Origin of the sequence: Catenulispora sp. GAS73, from assembly GCF_041262085.1 — a bacterium.
Taxonomy (GTDB): Bacteria; Actinomycetota; Actinomycetes; order Streptomycetales; family Catenulisporaceae; genus Catenulispora.
The window spans coordinates 221,040-234,962 of record NZ_JBGCCM010000004.1 but is presented as its reverse complement, the minus strand read 5'-3'; the positions used below and the strand labels follow the sequence as shown (position 1 = coordinate 234,962).

The window sequence follows — 13,923 nt, the reverse complement described above, 5'->3', positions numbered from 1 at the left end:
TGGTTTCCTAACCGTGGTGGGTGGTGCCGGGGCTGAGCCGGTGGCGGGCGAGCGCGGCCTGGCCGGCCGCCGAGATGACGGAATCGTCCTGCGGGGTGTGCACCCTGGCGCACAAGACGTCCCGCAGGTGTCGTTGGAGCGGGTTGTGGCGGGTCAGGGCGTTGTTGCCGACGAGCGCGACGGCGCGTTCCACGGCGTCGATCGCGGCCCGGCTCCCGATGAGCTTGGCGGCGGCGGAGTGCTCGCCGGCCTGCGCGTCGCCGTCGTCGAACCGCTGCGCGAGTCCGGCGACCAGATCGACGGCCGCGGTGAGCTCGACGTCGATCTCCCCTACCGCGTCCTGAAAACGCGGCAGCGAAGCCAGCGGCCGTCCCAGCGCCGAGGGAGTCCGCTCGTGCAGGAAGCCGATCAGCCACTCCCGCGCCGCTTCAGCGACCCCGAGATACAGGGCGGTCAGCCCGAGGTTGTTCCAGGCGATGAGCGACGGATCGCGCCGCGGGTCGGTCGCCGCCGGATCGGTGAGCCCGGCGGTCGCGTCCAGCGGGACCCGGACTCCGTCGAGCAGCACGTCGTCACTGCGGCTGGCGCGCAGGCCCAGATGATCCCAGGTCGACTCGATGCTCAGGCCGGGCGTGCCGGTCACCGGATCAGTCCGGACCAGGAACGAGCCAACCCGAGTCGGCTCCTCATCAGTCCGCGCCCACACCGCCAGCCAGCGCAGCCCGATCGCCCCGGTCGAGAAGATCTTGCGTCCGGTCAGCTCCCACGCCTGGCCATCAACGGCACGCGCGACAGTAGCCGGCAGACCGCCGCGCGCCGGAGTCCCCAGGTCCGGCTCCACTCTCAGGGCATTGACGAGCGCGGGCCCCTCGACCGAGTCCGCCAGCAACTGGTCGTAGTAGTGCGCGGGCCAGGACCCGGTCCGCGCCTGAGCAGCGTGGGTGAACAGCGTCATGGCGGTGACCAGCGCGACCGAGGGGTCGGCGGAGCCCAGGACGCGCAGGATCTCGACGGTGCCGGCCAGGCCGGTGCCGGGTCCGCCGTGCCGCTCGGCGACGGTGGCGGTCAGCAGGCCCGCGGAATGGACCTCGGCCACGCCCTCGAAGGCGAAGGATCCTTCCCGGTCGTGGTCCTCCGCATGCTCGGCAAGGCGTTCGGCCGCCAGGGCGAGCGACTGCGGAGTGGGGCTCGGCAACAGGAAGCGAGTCGGAGTCTCAGTGTTCGCCGAAGTCTGTGTGCTCACAGGTCTTCCTTCCGGAGCAGAGGGGGCGGGGCGGTGACGGTGACCGGCGGCACGGGGCCGGTGCAGCGTTCCAGTTCGACGAGGGCGTGCTGCCCGGTGCACCCCTGGGACAGTCGCGAGCTGGGCACGTCGGCCGTGAGCACGTTGGGATTGCCGTGCACGCACAGCACCCGGCCGTCCGCATCGACGAGCGGGTCGAACCACGCGCCGGTGGGCAGCTGGATCACGCCGGGCCGGACGTCCTCGGTGAGGACCGCCCCGGCCAGAGTCGCACCCCGGTCATTGAAGATCCGGACGACGTCGCCGTCCCGAATGCCGCGCGACTCGGCATCCTGCGGATGCAGACGTACCGCCTCCCGTCCGGCCACCTTCGCGGCCACGCTGACGGCGCCGACGTCGAGCTGGCTGTGCAGCCTGGTCGAGGGCTGATTCGCGATGAGGTGCAACGGATACCGGGCCGCGTCGGCGGCGCCGGGCCACTCGTCGGGTTCGAGCCAGACCGGATGTCCGGGGCAGTCCGGGTATCCGAACCCTGCGACCGTCGCCGACGTGATCTCGATCCGGCCGCTCGGCGTGCGCAGCGGCGAGCCCTCGGGGTCGGCGCGGAACGCCTCGAACAGCGTGAACCGGCTCGGTCCAGTCGGCAGCTCGTACTCGCCAGCGGTCCAGAACTCCTCGAAGTCAGGCACCTGATTCCCGGCGCGGCGGAACTCGACGCTCCATTCCGTATAGAGGTGCTCGATCCACTCGCGGGCAGTGCGGCCCTCGGTGAACTCCTTCTCGAAATCCAAGCGCTGCGCCAGCCCGGCCAGGATCTCGTAGTCGTCGCGCGCCTCGCCGACCGGCTCCACGGCCCGGTGCATGGCGATCAGGTGCGTGTCCCGGCGTCCACCGCCGAGATCTTCGCGCTCCAGGGTGGTCGTGGTCGGCAGCACGATGTCGGCCTGGCGTGCCGAGGCGGTCCAGTACGGCTCGTGGACCACGACGGTGTCGGGCCGGGCAAAAGCGCGGCGCAGGCGGGAGAGGTCCTGGTGGTGGTGGAAAGGGTTGCCCCCGGCCCAGTACACCAGCCGGATGTCGGGATAGGTGTAGGAAACTCCGTCGTAGGGGTAGTCGGTGCCGGGATTCAGAAGCATGTCGGCGATCCGCGCGACCGGGATGAACGTGCCGATCGGATTGCGCCCCTGCGGCAGATACGGCAGACGGGTCTGCGGGCCGTTGTCTCCGACGTCCCCCATCGAGCCGTAGCCGTGGCCGAAGCCGCCGCCGGGCAGGCCGATCTGGCCCAGCAGGGCTGCCAGCGCGAGTCCGGCCCAGACCGGCTGCTCGCCGTGCTGGATCCGTTGCAGCGACCAGGTGACGGTCACCAGCGTCCGCGAGGCAGCCATGCGACGAGCCAGGGTCCTGATGCGCTCGGCGTCGATCCCGCAGATCGCGGCGGCCCAGTCGGCGTCCTTGGCGATGCCGTCGGCGCGGCCGTCGAGGTAGCCGGCGAAGGTCTCGAAGCCGACCGTGTACCGGTCGAGGAAGGCTTGGTCGTGAAGGCCTTCGGCGAGCAGCGTGTGGGACAGTCCGAGCATCAGCGCGACGTCGGTGGCCGGGACCGCCGCGAACCAGTCGGCGTCCAGCGACGTCGGCAGATCGGCTCGCAGAGGGCTGACAAGGACGACGCCGACCCCGCGCTCGGCCAGCTGCGCCAGCGCACCGGGGGTGCCGTGGCGCGTGACGCCTCCCGGGGTGACGAAGACGTTCTTCTCCGGGATGCCGCCGAAGGCCACGATCAGTTCGGTGTTCTCGATGATCGTCGGCCACGAAGAGCCCGCGCGCAGCACGGCGTCGGCGTCGCCGACCAGGTGCGGCAGCAGTACGAGCGAGGTGCCGAGGCTGTAGGAATTACGCGAGGAGGTGTAGCCGCCGAACCGGTTCAGGAACCGGTGCAGCTGGCTCTGCGCGTGGTGGAAGCGCCCGGCGCTGGCCCAGCCGTAGGAGCCGCCGAACACAGCCTCGTTGCCGTGTTCGGCGCGTACCCGGCGCAGCTCGGCCGCCAGCAGGTCCAGGGCCTCGTCCCAGTCGACCTCGACGAACTCCTCCAGACCGCGCCGATCGCTCGGACCGGGACCGTGTTCCAGCCAGCCGCGCCGCACCGCGGGCCGGGTAACGCGGGTGCGGTGGCGCAGCGCGCCGGGGACGTTGCCCAGCAGTGGGGACGGCCCCGGGTCGGCGGGGTGCGGCAGGACCGCGATCCCGCCGTCGGCGTCGTCGTCCGCGCGCACGCTGTAGGCGCCCCAGTGGGACGTGGTCGGGAGTGCGGCCGGGAGCGCGGTCGGAGGTGTCGTCGAGGGCATGAGTGTCAGACCCCTGTCGTGGTGGTCACCGGTCAGACCGCCGCAAGTTCGGAGGCATCGGCCTGCTCGCGCACCAGCCGGACCAGGTTGCCGTAGTCGCGGGCGTCGTCCAACGGTGAGAAGCCGCGGATCAGCAGGGTGCTGACACCGAGCGCGACGTAGTCCAGCAGCGATTCGGCGACTTGCTCGTAGCTGCCGACCAACGCCGTGGAGTTCCCGGCCGCGCCGGTCTCCTTGGCGATGGCGGTCCACAGCCGCTTGTCGTGGACGTCGCCCTGCGCCGCGTACTCCAGCAGCCGCTGCGAGCCGCGCGCCGCGGCGAAGTCCTTCTTGTCCCCGCCCCAGCCCCAGGCCTTGCGCGCCTCGCCGGCCTTCTCCTTCGTCAGCTCCAGGATCTCGGCGGCGCGCGTCCAAGCCTCGGATTCGGTGGCGGCCGGGATCGGGCGCAGGCTCACGCTGAAGCGGGGGTCGCGGCCGTACGGTGCGGCGGCGGCGCGGACGTCGCGGATGCGCTCGGCGATGCCGGCCAGCGGCTCGCCCCAGAAGGCGTAGACGTCGGCGTGCTTGCCGCCGACCCGGATCGCGTCCTCGGACGCGCCGCCGAAGTAGATCGGTATCGCACCGAGCTCCGGACGCACCGAGGACCAGCCGCCGCGGACGGTGTAGAACTCGCCCTCGAAGTCGAAGGGGTCCGCGGACTCCCATTCCTTGCGCACGATCGACAGGAACTCGTCGGTGCGGCGGTAGCGGGTCGCCTTGTCGGTCAGGTCGCCGTCGCGCGCCTGCTCTCGGTCGTCCCCGCCGGTGATGGTGTGCAGGGCGATGCGACCGGGGTGGAAGGCGTCGATGGTCGCGTACTTGCGCGCGGCGTAGGTCGGCGAGACGAAGCCGGGGCGGTGGGCCAGCAGCACCGCCAGGCGGGTGGTGTGGGTGAGGATCTGGTCGGCGACGGTGAAGCCGTCGACGGAGGCCGAGGAGTGCGCGACCAGGACGCGGTCGAACCCTGATTCCTCGTGCGCCAGGGCCAGGTCCTTGAGGTAGTCGAGCTGGACGGCCGGTCCGGAGACCGCGGCGGTCTCGGTCTCGCTGCCGGGGCGGGTGGAGGCGATGCCGATGAACTCGATGGGCATGGCGGGTTCCTTACGCGGTGGGGGTCGGGCGTGCGGAGAGAAGGTGTTCGCGGCGCAGGCGCGGCGCGGCGGCGACGAGGCGGGCCGTATAGGCGTGCCGCGGGTCTTCGAGGACTTGGCGGACGGGGCCGTCCTCGACGATCCGGCCCTGGTGCAGCACGGCGACGCGGTCGGCGACGCCGGCCAGGGAAGGCAGGTCGTGCGAGATGACCAGGACGGTTGTCGCGGTGGTGTCGCGCAGCTCGGCGAGGAGCCGCAGGACGTGGCCGCGGTTGGCCGCGTCCAGCGCGCTGACCGGCTCGTCGCAGATCAGGAGTGCGGGCTTGGTGACCAGGGAACGGGCCAGCAGGACCCGTTGGCGCTGACCGCCGGAGAGCCGGCCGGGGTGGCGGTCCAGGAGGGCGTCGTCCAGACCGACGGCACGCACCGCTTCCGCTGCGCTTTCGCGGCGTTCGGCCTTGCTGCCGACGCCTGTGACGGCGAGTGGTTCGGCGACGGACTCAGCGACGGTCAGCTCGGGGTCCAGGGCGCGCAGCGGATCCTGGAACACGAACTGCAGGCGCCCGGAGCGCCGGAACGCGCGCAGTTCCCGGCCGCGCAGTGCGGAGATCTCGGCGCCGCCGAAGACGACGCGTCCGGAGCGGAGCGGGACCAGTCCGGCCACCGCCCGGGCCAGCGTGGTCTTGCCGGAGCCGGTCTCGCCGATGATGCCGACGATCTCGCCGGGCTGCGCGGACAAGATCGCGTCGGCCAGGACTGGCGGCGTGTGGCGGCCGCCGTAGCCGACGGTGACTTCGTCGACGGCGAGGAGCGGGTGATGGCCGGTGGTGTCGGGGCTGCCGGAGCCGGTGAGGGCTACTGTCTGCGTGCTCATCGGCTCGCCTCCAAGAGCGCGCGGGTGTGTGCGTGCTGCGGCGCGGCCACGATGTCGGCGGTCGGCCCCTGCTCGACGAGCTCGCCCCGGTACAGGACCAGCACTTCGTCACAGACTTCTGCGACGACGGCGAGGTCGTGGGTGACCAGCAGCAGCGCCAGGCCACGCTCTTCGGTCAGCGTGCGGAGCAGTTCCAGGACCTCGGCCTGCACCAGCGCGTCCAGCGAGCTGGTCGCCTCGTCGGCCACCAGCAGGTCCGGGTCCCCGGAGATGGCGATGGCGATCAGGACGCGCTGGGCCATACCGCCGGAGAGCTCGTGCGGGTAACGGCGGTAGACGGTGTCGGCGTCGCGGAGCCCGACGGCGGCGAACAACTCCAACGCCCGGGCGCGTGCGGCGGCTCGGCCGACGCCGGTGTGGACGCGCACCGTCTCAGAGAGCTGACGCCCGACGGTGATCGAGGGGTTGAGGTAGGAGGCGGGGTCCTGGAAGACGATGCCGATCCGGGTGCCGCGCACGGCATCCCACTCGCGGCGACTGAGCCCGGTCAGGTCCGTACCGCCGAGATCGATCCGGCCCGCCGACCGCTCGCAGCCGCGGGCCAGCAGGCCCAGGACCGCGCGGCAAGTCAGGGTCTTGCCACTGCCGGACTCGCCGACCAGGCCCACGGTCTGGCCGCGGCGGATCGCGAACGAGACCCCGTGCACGGCCTCGGTGCGGCCGGCGCCGACGGTGACGCGCAGGTCCTCGACGCGCAGGACCTCGGCGGGCTGTTCGGCGCTGGCAGGTTCGCGCGCACCGCGCTCACGCGCGGCAAGGTGGCCGGCAACCGGAATGCCTGCGGCAGATTCGCTCGCGGCCGGACGGCTCGCGGCGAGTTCGCTCGCGACAGTCTCGGGCACGGCCGATTCGCTTGTGGCCAGTGCGTCTACTGCGGATTCGCCCGCAGCTGGTTGGCTCGCAGCCGATTCGTCGGCGGCGATCGGCGGATCAGAGAGCTGGGATCGGGACATGAGCATCCTCCTTCGCCTCGTAGTGGAAGCCGGGGTCGGCAACGACAGCTTCGGGGGCGATCTCGGCGGCGCCGCTGTCGCGGATCGCGTCGGCCAGGGTGTTCAGCGCCCCGGCGGCGATCATGATCAGCAGGCCCGGGGCCAGCGGGGCCCACGGCTGCTGTGCCAGGTACTGCAGGTCGCTGCTGAGCAGCCCGCCCCAAGTCGGCGCCGGCGGCTGGACGCCCAGGCCCAGGAACGCCAGCGAGGACACCGCCAGCAGTGCCGCGGCCGTGGCCTGGGCAGCGGTCACCGCCAGTGTCGGCAGGACCTTGCTCCAGATGTGCGTGCGGAGGATCCACCAGCGCGAGGCCCCGAAGAGCTCGGCCGCCTCGACGTACTGCGCGCGCGTCAGGCCGAGGCCGGCGGCGCGGGCGATGCGGAAGAAGCGCGGTGCCAGGATCAGGCCGATCGCGATCATGGCGGTGGTCAGGGTGTTGCCCAGCACGCCGGTCACCGCGACCGCGAACACGATGTACGGCAGGGTCATGAACGCGTCGGCCAACCGGGACAGCACCCACTCGAAGGGCCGGCCCAGCCACAGCGAGGCCAGGCCCGGCAGCACGCCGACCGCCAGCCCGACCCCCACTGCCTCCAGCGCGCCGACGACGGAGCGCCCGGTCCCCTCGATCAGCCGGCTCAGCACGTCCCGGCCGAGGTAGTCGGTGCCGAGCAGGTGATGTGCGCCGGGGCCTTGGAGGACCGTGTTCGGGTCCTGCTTCAGCGGATCGAAGGGAGCCAGCACGCCGCCGAAGACGGCGAGCACCGCGATCACTCCGATGACGGCCAGCGACACCTTGGCCGAGCGCAGCCGCCAGGCCCGTCGCAGAGTCCTCATATCGCCCCTCCCACCGGGCGCCGCGCCTGCGGGGTCAGCCGCGTCAGCGCGAGGTTGACCGCGATGTTGCTCACCAGTACCACCGCGATGGTGACCAGCAGCGTCCCCTCGATCAGCGGGATGTCGTGCTGCGAGCCGGCCTGCAACGCCAGCTGCGCCACACCCGGCAGGTTGAAGATCTTCTCAGCGACGACGGCGCCGCCGATCAGACTCGGGATCTCCAGGCCGATGACCGTCAGCGCCGGGGCGGCGGCGTTGCGCAGCACGTGGCCGAACAGCACCCGGCGCGCCGGCAGCCCGCGCGCCACCGCACCGGTGACGTAGTTCTCGCTCAACGCCCCGACCAGCGAGGTCCGCAGCTGCCGGGCGATCGCCGCCGCGCCCTCGACGCTGAGCGCGAGCGCGGGCAGCAGCGCGAACCGCAGCCACTGGCCGGGATCGGTGCCGAGCGGCACATAGCCGCCGGATGGCAGAACCTTGAGAAACACGGAGAAGACGATGATGAGCGCGATGCCGATGACGAACGGCGGCACCGTCGCCAGCCCCGCGCACACCAGCGTCACCGCGCGGTCGAGCCGCCCGCCCTGCCGCAGCGCCGCCGCGATCCCGGCGACGCCGCCGAGCACCACGGCGAAGACCAGGGCCAGCACCGCGATCGACAGATCGACCGGCAGCGCCTGCCGCACGCTCGTCGCCACCGGGATGCCGGTGAAGTACGAGGTGCCCAGATCGCCCGTCAGCGCGTGCCCGAGCCAGCTGAAGTACTGGACCACGAACGGCCGGTCCAGACCGAAGACGTGGTTCATCCGCGCGATGTCGGCCGGGGTCGCGAGGTCCCCGAGCACCGCCGCCGCCGGGTTCGCGTGGCCGAGCGCGCCGAGTCCGTAGGTGAGGAAGGACGCGAGCAGGAACACCACCACCGGGACCGCGACGATCCGCACGACGCTGCGCCCGGTGCGAACGGTGCGTCCCAGTGGACGTCGCGCCACCCCAGATGCCCGGACCGACTCCAGCCCAGCGGTTCCTGCCGCGTGAACGGCGCTCACTTGATCGTCACACCCTCGAACCGCTGCACCACCGTGTACGCCGGAATCTCAGAGACCTTCGACGAACGCGCCAGGATGCGCGGCACCGTATAGAGGAAGACGTTGGGCATGTCCTTCACCGCCAGCGCGGTCGCCGCCTGGAGCACCGCCGGGTAATCCGGGCTGTCCAGCGGCGTCACAGAGATCTTGTTCACCGCCTCCAGCAGTTCCTGCGGCACCGTGCGCCCCGGATTCATCAGGCCCTGCTGCCCGAACAGCACCTGGAACGCCTGCGCCGCCGAATCGCGGCCGGCGAAGGCGTCCACGGTCAGGGCCCGCGAATGCTGGACATAGACGATCTGCGTGAACTGCGCCGCCGGAATGACCTCGATCTTCGCCTTGAAGCCCACGGCCTGAAGCTGCGACTGCACCTGCTCCGGCACACCGGTCGCGGTCGAGGTGGTGATGGTCACCTCCGGATTCGGCCCGTACTTGGACTGCGCGAGCAGCGCCTTGGCCTTGGCCGGGTCGTAGGCGTACGGCTGGCCGATCGCGGGATCGTTGCCGACGTAGCCAGCCGGGAACGGCTGGTACGCGACATCGCCGTAGCCGAAGTTCGCCGTCTGAAGCAGAGCTTTGCGATCGACCGCGAACTTCAGCGCGAGCGCCACGTTCGGATCGTCGAAGGGCGCCAGCGCGGCGTTCACGTCCAGGGTCGCGACGACCAGCGAAGGGATGACCTGCACCGACAGACCGGCCGCCTTGGCAGCGGCGATCTGGCTGCCCGGGATCTGCGCGAGGTTGTACTGACCCGACTGAAGCCCCGCCACGACCGTCGCCGCGTCGGGCAGCGGATACAGCTCGACCCCGGCGAGCTTGATCTGGTCGGCGTTCCAGAAGTTCGGATTGCGGACCAGGACCGCTTTGGAGTTCTGCGTGTACGAGGTCAGGCTGAACGGCCCGGCGCCGGCCGGCTTGAGCGCCAGGCCCGCCGCGTCCGTGGTGAAGGCGGCGGGGTTGACGATCATCCCGGTCTTCCCGGCGAACAGGTTCGGGATCTGGTAGTTGGCCACGGACAGGTCGATCACGACGGTGACCGCGTCCTTCGCCGTCACGTTCTTCACCGTGGTCAGCTGCGAGGCGATCAGCGAGTTCTTGGCGTCCCGGCCCCGCTCGATGCTCTGCTTCACGGCGGTGGCGTCAAGCGCGGTGCCGTCGCTGAACTTCAGGTTCGGACGCAGCGTGAAGGTCACCTGGGTACCGTCGGCGTTGTACTTCCAGCCGGTGGCCAGGGCCGGTACCGCGTCGCCCTTCTCGTTCTCCTGTGTCAGTCCCGAATAGGCCAGGGACAGCGCGTGGACGTCCCACCCGGCCGAGGAGGTGACGGGATCCCAGGAGGTCGGCAGCGCCCACCCCCATTTCAGAGTGCCCGTGGCGTTGCCCGCCAGCTGGGCGTTCGCGCCGGTCGCGACGCCGGTGCTGGTCCCGCCGCAGGCAGCCAGGAGGGCACCGCCGGCGGCGCCCAGACCCAGCGCGAGGAACCCGCGGCGGCTGGTGGTCCGGGCACCGGTGGATTCGATGATTGGCAATGTTTTTGGGAGGCCGGTAGTCGTCATCGGACGAGGTCCGCCTTTCGCAAGGTATGCGTGCACACCGACGACCGCGGGCGGGTGATGGCGCCATGGCGTCGGAGGCTGGATGGTGAAAGCTGGGATGCCGCCGCGAGACGAGTGCGGCGCGAAGTGCGGGCGACGCCGGACCGCGCCGGCACGCGGCGATCCGGGGTTCTCTCCTGCGGGGGAAGATCCGATGCGGCCGAAGAAGGCCGGGGCGACCGGGGTGGGTGTCAAGCGTCAGCGGGCGCGAACACCCCGGGAAGCGGAGCGCTTCAGATACGTGGTGCCGGGCAACACAGGGCGCTGGAGGTGCGCCTGAAGTCGACGTAGCGGCAGACCACGCCGGGGTGTATCCGGTTCATGGTGCTCATCGTGGCGACGGCGGGCACCGCTGTCAATTGATACATCAAAGTGTCTTATGGCTTGAGACCCGGGAGTCCGCAGGTCCCCAGGCGGCGCGGGCCGCGTCCAGGTACTCGGAGAGCGGACGCCAGCCGGGGACCACGGCGCGTCCGGCGGGGCCGGTGAAGACGAGCGTGGGCAGGGCGTAGCGGTATCCGTCCTCCGGCAATTCGCCCAGCGGTTTGGCCTGACCGTTGTGGCGTCCGGGCGTGGTGATCTCCCGGACTTCGGCACACGGGGTACGGGTCTCGGCCCAGTCCCGGCGCACGGCTTCCAGGACTTCGGGGCTCGCTGCGGCGCGCGCCAACTCCGCGGCGTCCACGCCGGGAAGTCCTTCGAGGGCGCGGCGTACGCGCTCCGGGGTGTCGGCGGGCTCGCCGTCGAGGAAGGTGGTCTCTCGCAGCCGGCGCAGGACGGCGTCGGCGATGTCAGCACCCTGAGCTTCCGCGGCCTTGCAGGCGAGCGAGGCGGGCCAGCTGCTACCGGCCACCCACTTCAGGTGCGCGGGGCACGGCGCCGCGGTGTGGGTCGAGATTTCGAGGAGTTCCTGGTGGTACCAGGCCGCTTCGGCGGCGGGGTCCGGGGCCGGCTCGTCGCAGTCGTCGAAGAGGATGCCGTAGACGCGGCGCCAGCGCACCTGGTCGCCCAACGCCGTGCGCAGCTGCTGGAACTTGGGCTCGGAGCCCCACGCCCAGGGGCACGCCGGGTCGGTGAACTCGGCGACCGCCAATGAGCCGTCCGCTCCGTCCACACCGTCCGCGCCGGTCATGCCGATCACGCCCCGTCGGATCCAGCGTCGGATCCCGCGCCGCGGTCCACCGGCGCCCACAGACTCGGCAGGTTCACCACGACGCCTTCCTGGCTGCTGCGGGCGATCACCACCAGCGCCTCCTCGGTGCCGGGGTTCTCCTCGCGGTGCGGCACGTACGGCGGCACGAACACGTAGTCGCCGGGCTCGGTCTCGATCCGCACCTCGTCGGCGCCGTCGGCGAAGACGAACACCGGGTTGCCGGACACCACGTAGATCGAGGTCTCCGCCTCGCCGTGGTGGTGGTCGCCGGAGTTCGTGGCCGGCGCGACGTGGGTCTGGCCCATCCACACCTTCGAGGAGCCGACCGTCTTGCCGGAGACCGCCTCCAGGCGGGTCATCCCGGTGGTCTGGTTGGTGTCGCCGCTGAGCTCGGCGCCGCGGACGTGCCGCAGCGCGGTGTGCCAGTGGTCCGTCATGGCGTCCCGCCTCTCGTCGTCATGCGCTCACCGCCAGCGAGCTGGTGAGCAGGTCCGCGACGCTGATCCCGGCCAGGAAGTCCTCGGTCCGGGCGCGCAGCGCCGTCCACAGCACGGAGATCTGCTCGGCCGGCGCCGGGTAGAGCACCGACTCGGGCGTGTCTCCGTTGATTGTGAGCATCTCGCCGTCCACCGCCGCCACGATCTCGGCCAGTGAGATCGCCGACGCCTCGCGCGCCAGCCAGTAGCCGCCCTCGCAGCCGCGCTGGCTGCGGACCAGGCCGGCCACGCGCAGGTCCCGGACCACCGCCTTCAGGAAGCGGTAGGGGATCTGCTGGGACATGGCGATGCCCTCGCAGGTGAGCGGGCGAGCGGTGTCCGCCGCCAGCTCGACCAGTACGCGGATCGCGTAGTCCGTCCTCGCCGAGATGCGCATCGGTGTCATCGGTCCTTGTCGGGAAGCGGATGGGGAGGCGTGCCCGTTTGTCCGCCAACCACCGGGCAGACGCTTGACACACCGGCACCGTATCAAAATAGACTCATCGTGGTGTCCTTTCCATCGGCGGCGTCCGCGGCACCGGATCGCCCCACCGAAAACGGCTCGCGCGGCGGCGCGGCCGGACCCCGCGGCGCGTCGTTCCGGCGACCGCCCGCCCCAGCCGACGAAAGCGACGTCCCACCATGGCGACCATCCTGACCGTCTCCGCAAGCCCTTCCACGCACTCGAAGACCGCCCGCACGCGGTCTGTCGTCGACGCGTACCTCACCGAGGCCGGCCACACCGTCACCGCACTCGACGTCCGGGACCTCCCGGCGTCCGCGCTGCTGTCCGCCGACCACACCGACCCCGCGATCGCCGCGGCGGTCGAGCTGTTCGAGAGCGCCGACGGGGTCGTCGTGGCGACTCCGGTCTACAAGGCCTCCTTCTCCGGCCTCCTCAAGACCCTGCTGGATCTGCTTCCCCAGCGCGCGCTGGCCGGGAAGGTCGTCCTCCCGCTGGCCACCGGCGGCACCTTGGCGCACGTCCTGGTCCTGGACTACGCACTGCGTCCGGTGCTCACCGCGCTGGGCTCGCCGGTCATCGTGCAGGGCCACTTCCTGCTGGACCACACCATCACCGTGGACGCCGGCAACGGCCGAGCGGCTTTCACGGCCGACTCGGAGAACTCGTTGCGGCGCGCCGTGGACAGCTTCGTCCGGGAGCTGGGCTACCGCGTGCCGGTACCCGTCGCCGCCTGATGGTCCTGCCACCATCCAGGTGGCGAGACGAGGATGACAGTCCGATGGTTTCCGCAGGCATGATGAATCCGCCCCCAATCCCTACTGAATCTATAGGCATAATCTCGGAAGGTTCGAAGAACGTGACAACCGACGTCGGCACATTCGTCGAGAGCTGGCAGGAATGGCACACCGGCCAGGAAGGGCGGATCGGTGATCCGCACGGCTTCCTGGCCATCACCGAGCTGCACTGGCTGAGCGACGAGCCGGAGCGTTACGACGACGCCCCCGGCACGTGGTCCACCGGCCCGGACGGCGTCCGGGTGCTGCTGGCCGAGGGCGAGGAGCTGGTCGTCGACGGTGTGGCCGTGCACGGCGAGTACAGCTTCGGCGTCATCGGCGAGCGGGCCAGCCTCTTCCCGGTCTCCGGGGACGCGGTCATCGAGGTCGCCAAGCGCGGCGGCCACGACATCCTGCGGCCCCGCCACCCCGAGAACCCGCTGCGCGTGGCCTACACCGGGACCCCGGCCTACGAGCCGGATGAGCGGTGGGCGGTCGGCGGCCGTTACGTGGCCTTCGACAGCCCCCGGCCGACCACGGTCGGAGCGGCGGTCGAAGGCTTGCAGCACGTCTACGACGCGCCCGGGCGGGTCGAGTTCGAACTCGACGGACAGGAACTGAGCCTCACCGTGTTCGCCGGCCACGCGCCGGGCAGCCTGATGGCGCTGTTCACCGACGCCACGTCCGGCGTGAGCACCTACGCCGCGAACCGGTCGCTGAGCATCGGCGCGCCGGACGACGACGGCACGGTGTGGCTGGATTTCAACCGAGCCGTGAACCTGCCCTGCGCCTACACCGACCTGGCGACCTGCCCGCTGCCGCCGGCGGAGAACCGGCTCCCGGTCGCCGTCGAGGCGGGAGAGAAGACTCCGTACGAGCGCGGCTGAGGAGAG

At 71.2% G+C, this 13,923-nt stretch carries 13 protein-coding genes; 2 read left to right on the top strand and 11 right to left on the bottom strand.

Annotated features, from left to right (window positions below):
- Window positions 1–7: 7 nt before the first annotated feature.
- The 11 genes from ABH935_RS07865 to ABH935_RS07815 all read right to left on the bottom strand — a co-directional run bounded on the left by ABH935_RS07865 (window position 8) and on the right by ABH935_RS07815 (window position 12,197).
- The gene (locus ABH935_RS07865; RefSeq protein ID WP_370377119.1) at window positions 8–1,243 is read right to left on the bottom strand and encodes an acyl-CoA dehydrogenase family protein; all 1,236 of its coding nucleotides are present in this window, start codon (window positions 1,241–1,243) and stop codon (window positions 8–10) included.
- Window positions 1,240–3,588 carry a molybdopterin-dependent oxidoreductase gene (locus ABH935_RS07860; protein ID WP_370377118.1) on the bottom strand — a complete coding sequence of 783 codons (2,349 nt, stop codon included), beginning with the start codon at window positions 3,586–3,588 and terminating at the stop codon, window positions 1,240–1,242. Before ABH935_RS07860 ends, ABH935_RS07865 begins: the two co-directional genes overlap by 4 nt.
- 32 nt (window positions 3,589–3,620) lie before the next feature.
- Window positions 3,621–4,718: an LLM class flavin-dependent oxidoreductase gene (locus tag ABH935_RS07855; RefSeq protein WP_370377117.1), complete on the bottom strand. Its 1,098-nt coding sequence runs from the start codon at window positions 4,716–4,718 to the stop codon at window positions 3,621–3,623.
- Between the two features lie 10 nt (window positions 4,719–4,728).
- On the bottom strand, window positions 4,729–5,592 hold the full coding sequence (locus tag ABH935_RS07850; protein ID WP_370377116.1) for an ABC transporter ATP-binding protein: 864 nt from the start codon (window positions 5,590–5,592) through the stop codon (window positions 4,729–4,731).
- Window positions 5,589–6,428 carry an ABC transporter ATP-binding protein gene (locus tag ABH935_RS07845; protein WP_370377276.1) on the bottom strand — a complete coding sequence of 280 codons (840 nt, stop codon included), beginning with the start codon at window positions 6,426–6,428 and terminating at the stop codon, window positions 5,589–5,591. Before ABH935_RS07845 ends, ABH935_RS07850 begins: the two co-directional genes overlap by 4 nt.
- A gap of 154 nt (window positions 6,429–6,582) precedes the next feature.
- Window positions 6,583–7,482: an ABC transporter permease gene (locus ABH935_RS07840; protein ID WP_370377115.1), complete on the bottom strand. Its 900-nt coding sequence runs from the start codon at window positions 7,480–7,482 to the stop codon at window positions 6,583–6,585.
- Window positions 7,479–8,423: an ABC transporter permease gene (locus ABH935_RS07835; RefSeq protein WP_370377114.1), complete on the bottom strand. Its 945-nt coding sequence runs from the start codon at window positions 8,421–8,423 to the stop codon at window positions 7,479–7,481. The genes ABH935_RS07840 and ABH935_RS07835 overlap by 4 nt, the downstream gene beginning before the upstream one ends.
- 101 nt (window positions 8,424–8,524) lie before the next feature.
- Window positions 8,525–10,096, bottom strand: coding sequence for an ABC transporter substrate-binding protein (locus ABH935_RS07830; RefSeq protein ID WP_370377113.1), 1,572 nt, complete (start codon window positions 10,094–10,096; stop codon window positions 8,525–8,527).
- Between the two features lie 433 nt (window positions 10,097–10,529).
- Window positions 10,530–11,294 (bottom strand): DsbA family protein, encoded by a 765-nt coding sequence (locus ABH935_RS07825; protein WP_370377275.1) that lies wholly within the window; start codon window positions 11,292–11,294, stop codon window positions 10,530–10,532.
- Between the two features lie 5 nt (window positions 11,295–11,299).
- Window positions 11,300–11,752 carry a cupin domain-containing protein gene (locus ABH935_RS07820; protein WP_370377112.1) on the bottom strand — a complete coding sequence of 151 codons (453 nt, stop codon included), beginning with the start codon at window positions 11,750–11,752 and terminating at the stop codon, window positions 11,300–11,302.
- A gap of 19 nt (window positions 11,753–11,771) precedes the next feature.
- On the bottom strand, window positions 11,772–12,197 hold the full coding sequence (locus ABH935_RS07815; protein ID WP_370377111.1) for an Rrf2 family transcriptional regulator: 426 nt from the start codon (window positions 12,195–12,197) through the stop codon (window positions 11,772–11,774).
- 236 nt (window positions 12,198–12,433) lie between these two features.
- On the opposite strand from ABH935_RS07815, the gene ssuE reads away from it, so the two are divergent.
- Both ssuE and ABH935_RS07805 read left to right on the top strand, forming a co-directional pair.
- Window positions 12,434–12,991, top strand: a complete 558-nt coding sequence (gene ssuE / locus ABH935_RS07810) for an NADPH-dependent FMN reductase (protein ID WP_370377110.1) — start codon at window positions 12,434–12,436, stop codon at window positions 12,989–12,991.
- Window positions 12,992–13,113: 122 nt separating this feature from the next.
- Window positions 13,114–13,917, top strand: a complete 804-nt coding sequence (locus ABH935_RS07805; RefSeq protein ID WP_370377109.1) for a DUF1684 domain-containing protein — start codon at window positions 13,114–13,116, stop codon at window positions 13,915–13,917.
- Window positions 13,918–13,923: the final 6 nt, after the last annotated feature.